The following is a 17,562-nucleotide window of genomic DNA, read 5'->3' on the forward strand; positions in this document are numbered from 1 at the left end:
TCTTTCTCAATTTATTCCCCTTTAGGATAAATATTATATTTTGGTATAGGCCAATCTATATCAATACTATCTCCATGAGTCAAGTCTTTAGTTAGTGTTTTTTGTGTATTAGTAATAGCCTTATGATATGGATGATTTTGTATTAAAGTTAAATTTTCAAAGTCATTTGTCCCCCCATCATCTAAGGGGAGGTTATGATGTACTTGCCACCCTGATGGATTTTTTCCTTTTTTCATATTTTCTATTTCAAAATCTGGTATACCCGCTTTCTTAAGTTCAAGAATCTTCTCAGGATTAGTTGCCAAACTGTAAAGGAATTCCTTTTTTACAGTATTTTGAAAAACCCTTCTAAGTTTTGCAGCTTCTTCTCGAGTTCTCTTAGAGTAAGTAATTTCATCAACTTTAACATCTTTAAGAATTACATCTTCTCCATATAATTTACCAACAAAAATGTCACCATCCGTAGTCCTTTTAGTATATTGATAAGGTGATAGCTTATCCTTAGCTGTTTGATAAGCATCAATAAAGCTAGATTTTAAAGAACTTCCCCCAATACCAGCATAAGCAAAACGGTTTCCAATGTTTAAATTAAAATTATTTAATACGTTTATTGCATTTCTATATGTAGCAGAATTAGTTACTCTGGACATACCTTTTGTTAGATTTGCAGTAGTTGCTACCTTCGATACTTTACTTAATCCTTTATCACCAATAAGTCCTAATCCAACTTGTGTTAAAGCATAACTTCCCCACTTTGCCCGACTTTCTGCGTCTCCATTTATTACATCATTAATAAATGAATCTGACAATGCATTATACATGGTACTGAGGGTATCAATAGGGTGCAAAGCAGCGTTCCCCATGTTTTCCCACGTTTCCCAATCCCCTAAAGCTTTTATTCCGTCTATTGTATCGCTAACTGCTTGTCCCGTGCCATCTACAATACCGTCCCAAATTTTTTCACCAGTAGATTTTTCAGGTAGCTTACCACACATTTCACCTTCTTCAATTGAATTGGTAGCTTGTCGTGCCCTCTCTTCTGTAATCGCTTGAATTGAAGTTGTCCATTCCATATTCAACCCTTGCGTACTAAATGTACCACTTGCAGGACTAAAGCCTTTTCCACTTTGAACTTCCGCAAGACCTGCAGCAATACTAGCTGCTAATTGAAGTGCTGTACTATAATTATTACTAGAGGTCTGATTGAATTGATACAAATGATCCAGCTTTTCTTGCAGTTTTTTCCTCATCACAGTAAAAAGATTCGCCATAGCGTCCATACCTGGGATTGGCATAGCTTGACTGATGGCTTCCATACTTGCTTTCATTCGGTCAATTTCTCGAATTTGTTCTAATATTTCTTGTTCAATTACATCTGTGGAAGCGACTTGTGATTGAAATTGACTTGGAAAAGCATCGTTCTGGCGAATTAACTCTTCACACAGATAAATGATTCCTTGCGCTAAAGGACGAAAGGTTTGTATAAAAAATGATTTTGCACTGCTATAAGTTTGTCCTTGTAGAACAGTATCAATTGCAAAGGCATCAATTGACTGAATGACTTGTTCCATACCTTGAATAGTAGCGTTACATACAGCATTCATGCTTTGAGTTTGGCCTTGTACTTCTCCTAAATACATATTTAAGCTCATGCATTGACCTCCCTCGCTAATTGTTGTTGTTGATAGGAAAGGTCGTTTTCTAAATCACTAAGGTTTCGTCTTTCTTTAAGCAACGTTTCTTTTTTGTTTTCCAATTCAAATGTGACTTTTCGTTCAATATGTTGTGCCTCTTGATATGTATTCATAAAAAACTGAGACATTTCTCTATCACCATGCCAAGTTCCTAAAATTCGATCAAACAAACGATGGTTTCGACCTCTCCATTCATAAAAATCTGCTTCCGCTTGCTCCTGAATGTGAATCGCGGATTGATTTCGGTCTTGTTCTTCAAATACACTTCTTAACTTTTGATTTACTTGATTGATTTGTTTTTCAATATCTTGACTCATTATATTCCTCCTACTATTTTACCTTTACGTAGGTTGTCACATTAGCGAAAAGTGTTGTGAAGTTCGTTATCCATTCTCTCAAACTCTTGGGCTACTGAATGAATATTATCGACCGCTTGTTGAAAGACAGTGGAAAATTGTTTCGTAAAATCTAACATTTGTTGATTCGCTTCTTGTGCTTTGGAATTAACAGATAATGTTGTACGCGTCGCCTTTGTTATAGAACGATTTGTTGCACTTTGGATTATATTCGAGGCTGTTCTCATCTGCGTAGCAATTTGTTGTGCCGTTTGAAAATTACTTTGAAATTGTCCCATCACTCAAATCCTTTCTCTAATTTTCAGAACATGCCAAAGAAATCCCAATAAATATATGAAAACTCCCTATCAATATCACTCTTTTTAAACGTGTGTCCAGCTAAGTTGGGCATGCAATCAAATGAGCCATACAATATAAGCTGTATGGCTCATTTAAAATACTTGTTATATAGAGTACGACAATTTTTATTTCAAACCGAAATTACGTGATAATTCTTCATCATGAGAAGCAACAGCCTCTGCAGTTTTATTAAGCTGCATATTAATCTCTTGTAATAGCTGTGCAAAGTTTTGTACCTTTGGCTTTAATTGATTGAACTGTTGGTCAAAACCTTCAAAAGCACGACCTTCCCATTCTCCTCTTAATTCATTTTGCAAGTTTTGTAGTTGACTTAAAATGTCCTCAATTTGATTTGCACCTTGTCCATATCGAGCCGCTTTCGATTTAAGCTCCTCTGGTGACATACGAATTTGTCCAGCCATTTTCATTTCCCCTTTAATACATAATGAGCAAAATATTTATTGGTTAATTTTACTAAACATATTATAATTTATTATTCTGAACTTTTAAACGTTTTATCTTTCTATTGAATATTAGAATATGAATATTCAATTCTAATCATTAAATATCCTACTTTTTCTAGCTTTACAAGATTTTATGCAAAAAAAGACCACCAAAAGGCAGTCCCTCAAAGCTCAATCCCATCCCGCGCTCCACTACTTTCTCATACAAATAATTCGCAACGATAGTATCTACTACAGCCAAACCAACTGATTTGAAAATAGTAATCTCTTCATCATTTTCGTGACCAGCTTTTCCCCCTTATAATTTAACCAATTTCGGCGTGGAGATTGCTAGTTTTATCAAAATTTGAAGATTACCTGTTTCTAGATCCTATTCAATTAAGCAATCCTACAAATGCCTCTTCTTCCTCATCTATAAAACCTACAATATAATTCCTTCAATATCCTCATGATTAAATACAAATGTATAATCAGGATTCATGTATCCTTCTGGATAAAAACAGCCAATATAGTCATACATCACAAGTTCTTTAATCCCAAGTTTTTGTTTTCTTCCATAGTTATTTATGTGAATTCAGCTCGTTTTTTGGTTTTGGGTGAAAAAAATTTTTAACTTGATAGCAATGTGGTGTTGCCCTATTAGGCAAATTCGACAAAGAAAAGACACCCAAAGGTTCCTTTTTCCGACTTGAACCATCTTAATTTTATTGTGTTGTTATTATATAAGAAAAGAAGACATCGCTTAAGATGTCTTCTTTTACTTGTACAATTGGTGTTAAGAAGGTATTTATTGCTTAAAAACCATAAAAAAATATAACAATCATCGAGTAAAACTATTATAGCATCAATAAATAGAGTTTTTATATGCATTTTTACATATATATAGATTCATTTATGTTTTATCTATATAGTTAAATTGTCTGTTTCTTGTTTTAATTCGTTTGTTTATTTTGAGTGCTCCAGCAATGGAGCCTTTTTTTATGCAATAAAACATTTTCTTAGCATTACTTAGTTGATCTATATTAACTTTCCCCCCTTACATTATATCTATATTTTACCAAATGATTATGTAGATAACCAGTTTTTTCTAATAATCTAGTGGATTGATAATTTTAATGGTAGTTATTAATACTTACAGGAAAATTCAGTATGCAATGGAAATTGAGAAATCAAGAATTATAAAAAACTTATAGTATCTTTTGTAAAAGTATATTTATAATTTGTATATTAATATGTTATAATTTAATTTCTAAAACTACCAAAAAAGGACTGCCAGTAATGGTGGTCTTTTTTATATTGGTGAGATTGTACTAGTATAATAAAATAGGATTAACTGTTTATTGTGAATTTGATTGGTTATCCCTTCTTTCCATTTGGAAGGAAAGGGGTAATATACCTATGGAGTTTTTGTTTGAGCTTCTAAAAGAATTTGTGAAAGCCATTGTACGTGAAGTGTCTGCGTATGTTTTTAGGAAACAAATTTTAGAAAAAGATAACAAAAAACCCACCCTTTTGCTTCCTCGTCGCCGTCGGAAGCAAAAGGGTGAGTTTCGTAAAAAATAAATGATCACGTTATATCCCTAATTGATTGTAAATTGATTTGAATACGTGAATTCACCACGATATTTAATTGCAGCGACATAAGTACCGCTTGTATAGCTATCTGTGATAGGGGTTTGCCAAATTTCTGTTCCAGGAATAAATTCTGGTTCTATTGTTTGGAATCGTTCTAGGGTACCATTTGTGTGGATTTTAAAAATTTTCATTTGCGCACCAAAATGTTCTCTACCAAAGTGCTGTGTTAAGTAAAATGTATCACCAGTTATTAAATTCCTAATCTTCCAATCTGGTTGATATGTACTTTCCTCTGAATTTTGTAAATCCACAATGGTTTTAAATCCCCAATCATCATTAAGTGGATCTGAGTAAGCTGCAGCTGCTTGTGAGGTAGGTTTACTCATTTCTATTGCAGTAAAACCGCTAAAAGTTAATGCCCCAATTAATGCTAATTTTCCTAACTTCATTATTGTTTCCCCCCTATTAATTTTTGTAATTTTTAAAACCAGAAATCATACACACATAATAATATAATCTACTGTATTATATTTCAAATATTTTCTAATAAACTCCATAAATAAAAAGGCACCCCAAAGGTTCCTTCCTCCGATTTGAATCACTTTAATTCTAAGAATATGTATTGGACTCCCATTCAAGTATTATTTTCCCAATTAATAATTGGGATATTTTGGGTTTTTCACTATTTTTATATTAAGATATTTTGGTTGATATTCATCTTATTTTAGGAGGTTGGAAGATCTGTTACATGCTTTTCATATGGATTTTAGCTTCTATACAGAAAATATAAAAGTTTTAGGGTTATTAGGGAATTCTACTCGCTTATCAATTGTTTGTAAATTGATTACATATAGATCGTTGTCAGTTTTTGATTTAAGTAAGCAAACAAGAATTACAGAGGATTTGATTGTACAACATTTGCGTAAATTAGCCTTTGGAAATATTGTAATTAGTGAACGTATAGGGAAAAGACTTCATTTTAAAATAAAAGATAATAAAACAATGGAGATTATTAGGGTTACAAAGTTAATTTTAATTACTTTCGATATAAATGCTTTTGCTATAACTTAATTGTGTAAAATCACAAGTAGTCCACCTACGGAAATAGGTGGGCTTGAAATTCATAAAAAAAAGACACCTAAAGGTGTCTTCTGCCGACTTGAACTATCTTAATTTTAATAATATGTATTGGATTCTGTCCCAAATATTATTGTGCCATGTTAAGTTATTGTATTTTATTTTTGCAACAGAACTGTTTTCTTTTCATAGGGTAATTTGTCCAATTAAAAACTACTTCCACTACAAAGATCAACTCTTTAATAGAGTTGATCTTTTTTTAATTTTGAATATTTTAATTTTTAATAACAATACAATCCTATATTATGTTAACATATAAGTATATCCCAATATTACCAATAATTATCAAATTTTCCACAGTAATATTTGTTACTAGAAACTTCTATTTCACTGCTTTTTTCGCTGTTGTTCTCTCATAAAATAATAATAAAACCTCTTAACTTATTTGAAAGGCGTTATTATTTCAACTAACATTTAAATCTTAAAATACCCTTTCTTGATCCCGAAAAAATAATAAAGATGAATATATGAACAATGAATTAAAAACAATTATTATAAACTGAAAATTTACTTTTTATTTACAAAAAAATGAGGATATGGTAAATTTACATTGTAAGATTTTCCATCAGTGTAAAATATTAACAAAATATAAACTGATAGAAATGGGGAATTAGTATGAAAAAAGCTATTATCGGTGCAATTGCTGCAGGTGTTTTAGTAGTTCCAGCTTCAATGAATGTATTTGCCGCAGAAAAAACAGTTGGAAAGTCCGAAATTGTGACAGCGGATAGCACAATAACTGAAGGATTTGTAGCAGATGAAAACAATTCTGGCAATAAACCTCAGTTATACGCAGGTGTAACGTCTGGTAAAGCAGACGGTGGGTATTGGATTAGAGGAAAAAGAGATGGAAACGTCATTTCCGAATATAAACATTATACAAAACAAGGTAGAGCAACAGTTACAAATGGAAAAGGCGTCTACAATGATGGAAAATGGCAGAAGAAAGATGTATTTAGCAAAGCAAAAGCTACATGGACATCTAGTGGTACAAATAAAGCGAATTACGATAATAAATAATATTCAAAAACAAGAGAAGTTTAAAAACTTCTCTTGTTTTTGAATATAGATAATTAGTGATATTAGATTTTTCTAAGAGGTGTTTGCATGAAAAAAATCATTTTTATTTTAATGGCAGCAACGCTGGCATTAACTGCATTTTTATCTTTAAATATTTTTAAAGAATATAAAACACAACAGTTATTCTATAAAAATACAACTAGTATTACTTTAAATTTTGAAGAAGAGAAAAGTTACACTAAGAATTACATTGAATTTTTACAAAGTTTAGCAAAGAAATATAATGTGAATATTTCAAAATACATATACCCGGGAGAAAATGATTTACATATTTTTACAACTGATACTGGTTTAAATAACCATATCAAGTTAAAATCAGGGAAGTTTCCAGAAGTAAATTCAAACAAATTTATAAGTACTTCTGAAATTGAGAGCACAGATCAAATTGGTATTATAAAAAGAATAGATTCGAAAACTAAAATAACTATCCAACCTTTAAGTGCAGATGAAAATTTTGATGGAAGTGGTATGTACTATATCTCGACTCAAGATAAAGAAAAAATAAATGCCATGTTAAAAGAACTAAATGAAAATGTAGCTAAAACAGAAATTTTTGGCGAAAATAAAGCCAATTTTATATATTTACTTGAGAGCAATGGGTTTCAAATATTTTGTATATTTTTGATTGTATTATGCATCTTTGTTGCGATTATTCACTATATCATTCGTAGATTGAAAGATATAGCTATCATGCAAACATTAGGCTATACAAGAAAAAAAATAGTTAGCTTCTTTATCTTTAATTTAGGGAAAATCATGATACTATCAAGTCTTATGATTTATGTATTATTTATTATGTATTGTATATTTACAGATAGTACAGATTTTTATTTTGAATTATCATGTATTTTTTGGATTATAGCAATTACATTGAGTTTTATTTTAATTATACCTATCACAATAATTACGATAGTAGCCTTTACTAGAAATATAAATGTTTCAAAAATAAAAGGTAACAAGCCATATATATTAGTTAGCACATTAAATTTCACTTTAAAATTTCTATTTATAGTCGTAATGTTATTGTCCACGTATCATTGGAAAATCCTATCGAATGAACTCAATCAAAAGATAGATAATTTATCTAATTGGTCAAAAACTAAACATATTTATAAAACTCAAGTTACTTTCGCTAAGGGCGACGATTTAGGTGCGGAAGAAAAAATTAGCAAAAAAATGAAAGACCTTTACTTGGATATGGAAAAACAACATGGTGGCTTTCTAATTAGTACGTCAAATTATGACAAAATAGATGGAAAGTATATCTATGATTTAAATAATGAAAATGGGGATCCGAAGTTAGAACCTTCCGGAAATAGTGTTACTATAAATTCAAACTATTTATCTTATAATCCTATTAAATCAGTTAAAAAAACAATCAAAGAGCAAATTATTTATGATTCGAATACTATGAATATATTAGTGCCTGAAAAATTAAAGGAATATGAGAAGGAAATATATAAGAATTATAGAAAACATTTTTATTTCCAAAAAGTTGAAGTTGATAACATTTATAATGAGGAACTAGGAAGAGAGAAAAATAATACTAAAGAACAAGAGTTAAATATAAATATTATATATGTAAAAAATAATCAAGATTATTTTACTTATGATTCAACTATAAAAGCGGAAGATAAAAATCTCATTAGAGATCCTATTGCAATTATTGATACAGGTATCTTCAATCAATCCTTTTATTTGTCATATGTTGCATCTGAATTTTATTTTAAAACTAATAGTGAGCAACCATACGATAGTATAAGGGCTACTATTACTAAAAATGAGGCTCAATCAACTATACAAAATATCACCTCAGTATATGATCGTTTAGCGTTTGAAATTCAAAACCTAAAAACAGAAAAAGAAAATTTATTGATCGCAATGATCATATTAATCGTCTCGAATTTTCTAATAACTTATAACACTATTTCTAGTTACTATGAAAAAAACAAGTTCAATTTGTATATTAAACAGTTATTTGGATTTAGCGCTATAAAGCGCAATAAAATTATGATTACTTTATTGTTATTAGTAAATATTATACCTATTATATCTGTATCTATATATGTTATTGATACTTATGTGATTTCTATAGGTATTTTGATCCTAATCTTAGAAATTTTAATAAGCTATTTCTTTGATAAGAAATTAAGCAATCAAACATTCAATGCTATCATAAAAGGAGAACATTAGTAATGATTGAATTAGTGAATATAAATAAGAAATTTGGTAATAAAGTTGTATTAAAAGACTTCTCATTGAAGATTGAAGATACAGACTTCATCGCAATCGTTGGGGAAAGTGGAAAAGGAAAAACGACGTTATTAAATATTATTGGTTTATTAGAACAAAGCGACTCTGGAGATATAATTATAGAAGAACAAATGAATCCAAACAAAAAGCAAACCTTACTATTGCAACGTGAAAAATTAGCTTATCTATTTCAAAATTACGCTTTAATGGAAAACGAAACGGTAGAGAAAAATTTATTAATAGCCCTAGAATATCAAAAAAATATCGATAAAAGAAAAATAATAAAAGAAGCTTTACAAAAAGTGAATTTGCCTAATTATGAGAAGAAAAAAATTTTTGAGCTTAGTGGTGGAGAACAACAAAGAATCGCTTTAGCAAGAATACTTATTAAAAAATGCGACTACATTTTAGCTGATGAGCCAACTGGTAATTTAGATAACAATAATCGAGATTTAGTGTTTAATATATTAAAAGACCTTAATGAAGATGGAAAAACGATAATATTTGTTACACATGATATGGAATTGGCCTCTAGAGCAAAAAAAATTATAACAATTTAGCGTAGGTTAAAAAGAAACTATTTTTACCCATACCATGAAAATAGTATGAGACTGATATTAATGCATCATTTGCAAAACGAAAGGACGATTCTTATGTATTTATAGAATCGTTTCTTCGTTACTATACGTATCCTTATTAAAGTCATTAAAATGGGTCCTGTTGCAAAAAATCGAGAAGCTGATATTGTTGTATGAAATATTGTATAAAAGAAGCTTATAACGATTTAATAGTGATGAATTATTAAATCAGTTGAAATCTGTTCGTAAAAAAGTAAGGTATGTAGAAAACAGCGCTAGTAATTGGGCTAGGATTAATCCCACTCTGTTCTTAATTTAAGGAATTCCAAAACGTTCTAACTTCAATGGAAGACCGCCTGCACCACAAGCTTAATTGTTCCGCAAAGAAAGTCATACTACTTGTATGGCTTTTTCTTTATTTTAGTTACTTAAGCCCTACATTTTTATCTGATTTGCTTCTGCTGGTGTAGAAGAGTGAAAAGATATAGAAGCATAAAGTGAAACTTTAATCAGCCCTCACCAATTGGGCTTTTACGGGCAGCCCGCCACCTAATTTCTTTGCTTCCGCTGAATTTTGAAATGGGGATCTTACCGCCCGTTAATGCGGGATAAAAGAAAACCGCCTGAAATGATATGTACTTGAATAGTAGTACATAAAAAAATACAAATAACAATAAATTAAATATCGTTAAAACAAAAAGGAGATGTCCCAGGCATGGTACTAGGACATCTCCTTTACTTATCTAAATTTCTAAACTCTATACAGCACTATCATTTAAACAATTATTAAATATATCTTCTAACTAAAACATCGTATTATCATTAGCTGCTTCACTTGGAATCTCTTGAATTACATCCCAGTGTTCGACAATCTTTCCATCCTTGATACGAAATATATCCACTATAGCAACTCCCTTATCTTGAGAATTAGTACGAGAATGTACATGAAGAGCAACTGTATCCCCTTCAGCTACTACACGTTTAATCTCTGCAGAGGAATTAGGATTTTTAACAAAATCCTCCTTAAAGAAATCCATGAAGGCTTTTCGTCCATCAGCAACAAAAGGATTATGTTGCTTATAATCTTCACTAACATATTTAGGGATAGTATCGATATTATGTTTGTTAAAAACTTCATTATAGAAATCAACTACCATCTTTTTATTCTTTTCATTTTCTTTTACTTCTTTTGATACAGAAGCGACATTTTCGCTCTTTATTGAGTTCCCTTTGTTATTACCGGTGGAAGCTTGAAATATCAAAGTCGATACAATTCCTAAAATAAACACAGAAATAATTATTACTATTAAACTTTTCTCTAATTTCATATATACCTACCTCTTCTACTTAAATAAGTTTTCTTCTATAAAAAGCTTGAAGAAGGAGAAACCTTCCCCAAAATGTAATGTCAGGGGTAATGTTAGGAATTTCATTTATCCTAACCTCCCCCTATACAAGGCATATTAGAAACGATTAACTCTAACTTAATACCTCATTAACAGTTGCACTGTCCACAATTTGAATAAACTTCTTAACCTTATCGTTCTCATCAAACTTATAAAGATGACAAAAATCTGCTACAAATGACTTCCCTGTAGCTTTATATGTTCCACTATATTTTCCATACACGATAACAGTATCGTTATTAAAAGTATAAATTTCATCTTTAGCACTATAGTCATCCCATTCCGTGCCAAGACGTTCATGTACGTTTTTCACTACTTCATCTGGACCTATATAAGTACCTGCATATGGAAACCCAGCAGCTTCTGTCCAAGATACATTTTCACTTAAATACGTTTTGAACGCATCCAATTTCCCTTCGCCAGTTAACACATACGTTTCATGTAATAGTTTTTGATATTTATTCATATCATTAACCCCAAGGCATTTCTTTTGTTACAACTTTTGCACTTAATTCTAATACACCTTTATTTGCATAGCCTGGATATGCTGCTTCAAGTTTTGCCACAAAATCTTTTGAAGTTCCACTTTCCTCAGAAGCTTGAACCGCCGTTCTTAGATAATCCATTGTCGCAGTAAGTGCTTGATTATTTAGGGATTTTTCGATTGATCCATGGCTAGGCACAATTATGTCAGCATGTAATGCTTGTAATACTTTCAAGTTCTCAATCCATGCCTCCATAGCCGCTTTTGAGCTAGTATCCGCTAAGAATACATGTATTTCGTTAAATACATCAATACCACCAATTAATACTTTTAGTTCTTTATTAAATAGGCTAGTTCTGTAATGATCTAAGCCTACTAGTTCAAATGTTAACCCCTGAAAATCAATCGCTTTTTCTTTAAATACTTGAGGTAATACCACGTTACTTGGCGCATTTTCTCCAAGGGCGTCTTTCCAAACTTTTAATTTTCCTAAGACAGAATGAACGATATGTTCAACAGTAGACTCTGTTGCATACGCTATAGCTTCTGGGTAAACGGCTTTAATGCTCTCTAATCCAAAGTAGTAGTCTGGATCCCCATGAATAATAAAGATTTTATCTAGAGATAAGTTGTTTTTTTTCAGATACTCAATAATTTCTTTCGAATCAGATTGAGTAAATTTTGAGTTTATTAAAAATGCATGTCCTGCTTTCTCAACTAATGTTGCTGTGACCATAAAGCTTTTTTCGTCCGAACTAAACACCGTTAATTTCACATCTTTTTGATTTGTATCGATTGTTTTAAACATAGTATGTTATTCTCCTTTTGTTAAAGTTATTAACTAATTATCATATTTTTATCTTGTTCCGATAAAGTGAAACTTTAATCAGTGGGGGTTTTGTTCATCCCCCACTGATTATTAGTTGAACCAATCGGACTTTTACGGACAGTTGACCCCCCCACCTAACTTCTTTGCTTCCACTGAATTTTGAGGTGGGGGTCTTACTGCCCGTTAAAGCGGGATAAAATCTCCCACTCCCATTCATCTGAAAGTGTAATAGTACTGGCGAATATTCCGGAGATCAACGTTAGGTGGTCTAAGATAACATGTTTGCTACTGTATCCTAAATTTTCTTAATATAAATTTTTAAAACGCGCTTCAATTTTATCCGGCGTCATTACGCCACCACCAATAGGAATAATTTGATTATCCTTTTGTAAAAGTAAGGAAGGATAGCTATTAACACCAAGCTGTCGAACTTTATTGAAATCATTTTGGACATCTATTATTGTTTCTTGAGCGTTTAAACGTTCTAATACTTGTTCAGGGTCCAAACCATGTTCGATTGCAATTTTGCGATATGTTTCAGGATCACTCAGACTTTGGCCCTCATAATAAAACGCTTTTTGCATAGCCGAAGTGAATTCTAATAAACGGTCTGGCGCTAATGAGCGTAAAGCTGAAAAGCCAATTGCAGCATCTTTCGAATTCATTTTAAAAGTCCCTTCCTCCACCAATTTTTGATATGAAGGACCAAATTCAGCACCTGTAAGTTGATTAATTCTTTTATTTCCTTCTTCTATATATGAGAAGTTTTTCATTGGTAAATTATCTAAAAATAACCCTCCACATAAAACCGTTAATGGTACTTCAGTGTGGTTTTTGTAAAATCCTTTAATACTTTCTGAAAAACCATAGCACCATCCACAATATGCATCCCATACGTAAATAAGATTATCTTGTTTCGTCTCCATTTAAATCTCCTACCTTTTTTTTATTATCCAGCTCAACTAAATTTTTGGTTTATATAAGTACATATTTTTATACCTTGTTCTTTTTTAGATACCTTACTATATTTCCCCAAAACTAATATTTCCAAAGAAAGATCCACCAAGGTTTTTAATAAAAGATAACGTTGCACCTTATTGCCCCGTAACAGAAAATACTAAAGCTTAGAATATGCATTGATTTGAATGTGTTAGTAATTTTCTACACCGGGTGGCAACGTATGGACCACCATCCTTAATTAAATATATAAATCATATTTTTAGCAGATATTAGTTGTAACTAAAATGATTACATCTTTATGTAACTATTTTAGTTACAACTAATATAGAAGTCAATTCTTTTTTTCGAAAACATTAAATTTCTACATTAATCTACAACTAATCCCACTCTTTACAAAAATATATCAACGATTATTCAATTATATCGATCGTAACTCCGAATATATCAACGTTTCGACACAACATATCGATTTACCGACAAATTTCGTGAAAACTATCACCAAAACCAACAACCAATCCCACACCACGTCCACCTACAAAGAAAAAAGCACCAGGTCCCCCCTAGTGCTCTTCCTCTAAAACAAATGACAAGCCACATGATGCCCCTTCGCAATCTCCACCATCTTCGGTACTTCCTGTGCGCATTTTTCAGTGGCGAATTTGCAGCGCGTTCTGAATTTACAGCCGGACGGTGAGTTTAGTGGGCTTGGTACTTCTCCCTCTAGGATGATCCGTTCTTTGCCTGTGTTTGTTGGATCTGGTTCTGGCATAGATGAGAGTAGTGCTTGTGTGTATGGATGTGCCGATTTTGTGTATAAGTCTTCACTATCGGCAATTTCTACTATGTTTCCTAAGTACATGACTCCGATTCGGTCTGATATGTGTCTTACCATCGATAGGTCATGCGCGATGAATAAATATGTGACGCCTGTTTCTTCTTGAATGTCTTGCAGCATGTTTACGACTTGTGCTTGGACTGAGACATCAAGTGCTGAGATTGGTTCGTCACATAGGATAAAGTCTGGTTTTACAGATAGTGCGCGCGCAATGCTGATGCGCTGTCTTTGGCCTCCGCTAAATTCGTGCGGGTAGCGATATAAGTGTTCTTCTTTTAAACCTACCTTTTTTAGCAGGTCTAATATGATTTCTTTTCGTTCTTCTTTTTCGTAAGAGCCGTGAATGTTCATTGGCTCGCTAATAATTTGGAATACATTCATTGCCGGGTTTAATGATGCGTATGGATCTTGGAAAATGATTTGCATTCGTTTTCGATATTCTTTTAGTTCACTTTCCTTTAAACTTGCGATGTCTTTTCCGTCGAATAAAACGTTACCTGAAGTGACATCATGTAAGCGAATGATACTTCTTCCTGTCGTTGATTTTCCGCAGCCCGATTCTCCTACTAATCCGAATGTTTCACCCTTTTTAATTGTGAAGCTTAGGTCATCGACTGCTTTTAATTGCTCTGTTTTTCTGCCGAATAGTCCTTTTTTAATAGGAAAATACTTTTTTAAGTTCCGAACTTCAATTAAGTTTTCTTCATGCATGAAAATCACCTACCGCCCTATCGTTTAGCCAGCACATGGAACGTCTTTCGTTTCCGATTTCAAAATATGGTGGACGTTCTTTTTCACAAATGTCCATCGCATGCGGGCAACGCTCTGCGAACGGGCAACCTTGTGGCGGGTTTAATAAGTTTGGCGTTACACCTTGAATGGGAGCAAGTCTTTCTTTTACGCCGTTTGCGATTTTTGGCAGAGAGTTTAATAACCCTTTCGTATATGGATGATTCGGCGATTGGAAAATATCAAGTACAGGTCCTTCTTCCATAATAAGTCCGCTATACATAACGATGACACGCGTACAGTTTTGCGCGACAATTCCTAAGTCGTGCGTAATAAGAAGTAACGCCATGTTCGTTTCGTTTTTTAAGTTTTTCATTAAATCTAGTATTTGTGCTTGTATCGTTACATCAAGTGCTGTCGTCGGTTCGTCCGCAATGAGAAGGTCAGGGTTACAAGACATCGCCATTGCGATCATAACTCGCTGCTTCATACCTCCGCTTAGTTCATGCGGATATTGTTTCACCCTTTCTTCTGGTGAAGAAAGACCGACTTGTTTTAACAAGTTGACCGCGATTTGCTCTGCTTCTTTCTTTTTCACTTTTTGATGACGTATAATTACTTCCATCATTTGTTTCCCAATTTTCACGACCGGATTTAGCGCTGACATTGGGTCTTGAGAGATAAGTGAAATTTGATTTCCTCTAATAGAACGTAATTCTTTCTCAGATTTAGAAAGGATATTTTCATTATGAAAAAGAATTTCCCCTTCTTTCACTTTCCCTGGTGATGTAACGAGAGACATAACAGACTTCGCCATCACACTCTTTCCGCTTCCAGACTCCCCAACGATACCAACTACTTCTCCTTTATTTAAACGAAATGTAACGCCGCGAACTGCTTCTACTTCTCCGCTTTCTATGAAAAAAGAAGTCTTTAAATTTTTCACTTCTAATAGTTTTTCAGACACGCTTCTCACTCCTTTCACGTAACACTTTAGTTTTCATTTCCAGCTCCTTTTGGCGCGAAAGCTTTCTTCAATGCTTCACCAATTACGTTAAAACTAAGTACCGTTAAAAGGATAAGGAATCCTGGGAAGAGTGTTAAATACCAAGCTTCGCCAATATATCCTTGCGCATTGTTTAGCATGCTACCCCAAGAAGAATCTGGCTCTCTAATACCTAAACCTAAAAAGCTAAGTGATGATTCCATTAAAATCGATGTCGCAATTGTTAATGTCGCAGCGATAATAATGGTTGATAAAATGTTAGGAATGATATGTCTTACAATAATTGTGAGTGATTTCTGTCCTGATACTTTTGCGTATAAAACGTACTCACGCTCTTTTACAGATAGCGTTTCTGCCCTTACAATACGAGCGGTGTCCATCCATGTTAGTAATCCAATAATAAGAACTAACGTCGTAATCCCTGGTTTTAAATAAGCATTTAATAACAGCATTAAGAAGAATGATGGGATTGACATAAGTACTTCCACAATTCGCATTAAGAAGTTGTCTAACTTTCCGCCAAAATATCCGCTAATTGTTCCGACTGCGGTTCCGATTGTAATGGAAACAACCATCGCAAGGAAACCGACCGCAAGTGAAACTCTTCCGCCATATAATGCCCTCGTTAAGTAATCCCTTCCGTAATCATCCGTGCCGAAAGGATGACTCATACTCGGTTCTTGTAAACGATCTGAAATCGACATTTTACTAGGATCGTACGGCGATACGAATGCAAATATCGATGCAATTGTTAAAACCGCAAGTATAATAACTCCTATTAGTACAAACTTATTTTTCGTAAAACTACTTTTTAACGTTTGAAATCTCCTATTATTCATTCCAAATCACCCCCTCATTCGAATGCGCGGATCTACTACGCCATATAAAATATCAGCAATTAAATTACCGAGAATTAACATGAACGATGATAACAATGTGATTGCCATAATAATTGGATAATCAAATCTAAAAATAGCATTCACCCCGAGCGAACCAAGTCCCGGCCATGAGAATACTGTTTCCGTAATAAACGCCCCGCCTACTAAACTTGGAATGGATAATCCGAAAATTGTAATGATTGGTATTAATACGTTTCGAAGTACGTGATTAAATAAAACTGTTTTTTTCGAAGCACCGTACGCATATTGAATTTGTACATAGTCTTCTTCTAATTGCTGAATTGTACTGGAACGAATATATCTCATATAAACAGAGACGTTTTGGAACGCTAGCACCATGCAAGGTAAAATACCATGCTGGACAATATCCCAGACGGAATCTTGACCGACTGTACGCATACCCATACTCGGAAGAAGGTTCAACTTTAAAGAGAATAAGTAGATTAATAGTAAAGCGAACCAAAAGACTGGCATGGAAATTCCCACATAAGAGATAAAGTTTACAATGCGATCAAAAATAGAATTCTTTTTCACACCTGTAAGTAGTCCTAGTGGTATTGCGATTACAAATGAGACAAGTAAAGACGATCCCATTAAGCCGATTGTCGCAGGTAACCGTTCTACAATAAGGTCTAAAACAGGACGATGGTTTTGAAGTGAATAACCAAAGTTCCCTGTTAAAATATTTTTTAGCCATAAAATATACTGCATATAAATGGGTTGATCGAGTCCTAAACTTGTGCGAATACGCTCGACATCAATTGGACTCATATTCGGCGTGACAAAGTTTCGTACGGGATCTCCCGGTGCTAGTTTTATTAATAAAAAAGAAATAATAGAAATAACAAATAAAAGCGCAATTGCATTTAACAGCCTCTTCGCAATTACTTTATACACAAACTTCCCCCCTCAAGCTAAAGAAGCTGATTTCCACCAGC

General features: G+C 32.9%; 18 protein-coding genes and 2 pseudogenes. 5 read left to right on the forward strand and 15 right to left on the reverse strand.

All coding sequences use genetic code 11. The features are described from left to right. Positions 1-11: 11 nt before the first annotated feature. The 6 genes and pseudogenes from F3I02_RS30675 to F3I02_RS30700 all read right to left on the reverse strand — a co-directional run. Complete coding sequence (locus tag F3I02_RS30675) at positions 12-1,652, reverse strand: T7SS effector LXG polymorphic toxin (RefSeq protein WP_196478738.1); 1,641 nt, start codon at positions 1,650-1,652, stop codon at positions 12-14. After that, the gene (locus F3I02_RS30680) at positions 1,649-2,011 is read right to left on the reverse strand and encodes a DUF3958 family protein (protein WP_046945326.1); all 363 of its coding nucleotides are present in this window, start codon (positions 2,009-2,011) and stop codon (positions 1,649-1,651) included. The genes F3I02_RS30675 and F3I02_RS30680 overlap by 4 nt, the downstream gene beginning before the upstream one ends. A gap of 41 nt (positions 2,012-2,052) precedes the next feature. Further along, positions 2,053-2,328 carry a TIGR04197 family type VII secretion effector gene (locus F3I02_RS30685; protein WP_163050692.1) on the reverse strand — a complete coding sequence of 92 codons (276 nt, stop codon included), beginning with the start codon at positions 2,326-2,328 and terminating at the stop codon, positions 2,053-2,055. A gap of 186 nt (positions 2,329-2,514) precedes the next feature. Further along, complete coding sequence (locus tag F3I02_RS30690; RefSeq protein WP_000918591.1) at positions 2,515-2,811, reverse strand: WXG100 family type VII secretion target; 297 nt, start codon at positions 2,809-2,811, stop codon at positions 2,515-2,517. A gap of 163 nt (positions 2,812-2,974) precedes the next feature. Further along, positions 2,975-3,151: pseudogene (locus F3I02_RS30695) on the reverse strand (hypothetical protein); the annotation flags it as partial. 76 nt (positions 3,152-3,227) lie between these two features. Beyond that, positions 3,228-3,412, reverse strand: a pseudogene (locus F3I02_RS30700) (DUF4176 domain-containing protein); the annotation flags it as partial. An 839-nt stretch (positions 3,413-4,251) separates the two neighbouring features. Between F3I02_RS30700 and F3I02_RS30705 the strand changes: the two are divergent. Then, on the forward strand, positions 4,252-4,416 hold the full coding sequence (locus tag F3I02_RS30705) for a hypothetical protein (protein ID WP_165498060.1): 165 nt from the start codon (positions 4,252-4,254) through the stop codon (positions 4,414-4,416). Between the two features lie 17 nt (positions 4,417-4,433). Here F3I02_RS30705 and F3I02_RS30710 read toward each other — a convergent pair whose 3' ends face one another. Beyond that, a complete protein-coding gene (locus F3I02_RS30710) occupies positions 4,434-4,877 on the reverse strand; it encodes a DUF5065 family protein (protein ID WP_086411029.1) in 444 nt (147 codons plus the stop codon). 310 nt (positions 4,878-5,187) lie between these two features. On the opposite strand from F3I02_RS30710, the gene F3I02_RS30715 reads away from it, so the two are divergent. The 4 genes from F3I02_RS30715 (at position 5,188) to F3I02_RS30730 (ending at position 9,458) form a co-directional block, all read left to right on the forward strand. Continuing rightward, entirely contained in the window at positions 5,188-5,499 is a 312-nt protein-coding gene (locus tag F3I02_RS30715; protein ID WP_000347620.1) for an ArsR/SmtB family transcription factor, read from the forward strand. 681 nt (positions 5,500-6,180) lie between these two features. Beyond that, positions 6,181-6,585 (forward strand): lactococcin 972 family bacteriocin, encoded by a 405-nt coding sequence (locus F3I02_RS30720; RefSeq protein ID WP_000709112.1) that lies wholly within the window; start codon positions 6,181-6,183, stop codon positions 6,583-6,585. Positions 6,586-6,672: 87 nt separating this feature from the next. Continuing rightward, positions 6,673-8,838 (forward strand): DUF1430 domain-containing protein, encoded by a 2,166-nt coding sequence (locus F3I02_RS30725; protein ID WP_196478739.1) that lies wholly within the window; start codon positions 6,673-6,675, stop codon positions 8,836-8,838. Between the two features lie 2 nt (positions 8,839-8,840). Then, on the forward strand, positions 8,841-9,458 hold the full coding sequence (locus F3I02_RS30730; RefSeq protein WP_000571715.1) for a putative bacteriocin export ABC transporter: 618 nt from the start codon (positions 8,841-8,843) through the stop codon (positions 9,456-9,458). 821 nt (positions 9,459-10,279) lie between these two features. Here the strand turns inward: F3I02_RS30730 and F3I02_RS30735 are convergent. The 8 genes from F3I02_RS30735 to F3I02_RS30770 all read right to left on the reverse strand — a co-directional run bounded on the left by F3I02_RS30735 (position 10,280) and on the right by F3I02_RS30770 (position 17,521). After that, entirely contained in the window at positions 10,280-10,804 is a 525-nt protein-coding gene (locus F3I02_RS30735) for a nuclear transport factor 2 family protein (protein WP_000764220.1), read from the reverse strand. Between the two features lie 151 nt (positions 10,805-10,955). Further along, the gene (locus F3I02_RS30740; protein WP_001046364.1) at positions 10,956-11,348 is read right to left on the reverse strand and encodes a nuclear transport factor 2 family protein; all 393 of its coding nucleotides are present in this window, start codon (positions 11,346-11,348) and stop codon (positions 10,956-10,958) included. Positions 11,349-11,352: 4 nt separating this feature from the next. Beyond that, positions 11,353-12,174: an MBL fold metallo-hydrolase gene (locus tag F3I02_RS30745; RefSeq protein ID WP_046945322.1), complete on the reverse strand. Its 822-nt coding sequence runs from the start codon at positions 12,172-12,174 to the stop codon at positions 11,353-11,355. 326 nt (positions 12,175-12,500) lie between these two features. Further along, a complete protein-coding gene (locus tag F3I02_RS30750; protein ID WP_000448622.1) occupies positions 12,501-13,121 on the reverse strand; it encodes a DsbA family protein in 621 nt (206 codons plus the stop codon). Positions 13,122-13,729: 608 nt separating this feature from the next. Continuing rightward, entirely contained in the window at positions 13,730-14,701 is a 972-nt protein-coding gene (locus F3I02_RS30755) for an ABC transporter ATP-binding protein (RefSeq protein WP_196478740.1), read from the reverse strand. Next, on the reverse strand, positions 14,694-15,686 hold the full coding sequence (locus F3I02_RS30760; RefSeq protein ID WP_196478741.1) for an ABC transporter ATP-binding protein: 993 nt from the start codon (positions 15,684-15,686) through the stop codon (positions 14,694-14,696). The genes F3I02_RS30755 and F3I02_RS30760 overlap by 8 nt, the downstream gene beginning before the upstream one ends. A gap of 26 nt (positions 15,687-15,712) precedes the next feature. Then, positions 15,713-16,564, reverse strand: coding sequence for an ABC transporter permease (locus tag F3I02_RS30765; protein ID WP_196478742.1), 852 nt, complete (start codon positions 16,562-16,564; stop codon positions 15,713-15,715). Positions 16,565-16,570: 6 nt separating this feature from the next. Next, the gene (locus F3I02_RS30770) at positions 16,571-17,521 is read right to left on the reverse strand and encodes an ABC transporter permease (protein WP_196478743.1); all 951 of its coding nucleotides are present in this window, start codon (positions 17,519-17,521) and stop codon (positions 16,571-16,573) included. Between the last annotated feature and the right edge of the window lie 41 nt (positions 17,522-17,562).

The sequence above is a fragment of the Bacillus sp. SRB3LM genome, assembly GCF_015712745.1.
GTDB classification, from domain to species: domain Bacteria; phylum Bacillota; class Bacilli; order Bacillales; family Bacillaceae_G; genus Bacillus_A; species Bacillus_A thuringiensis_K.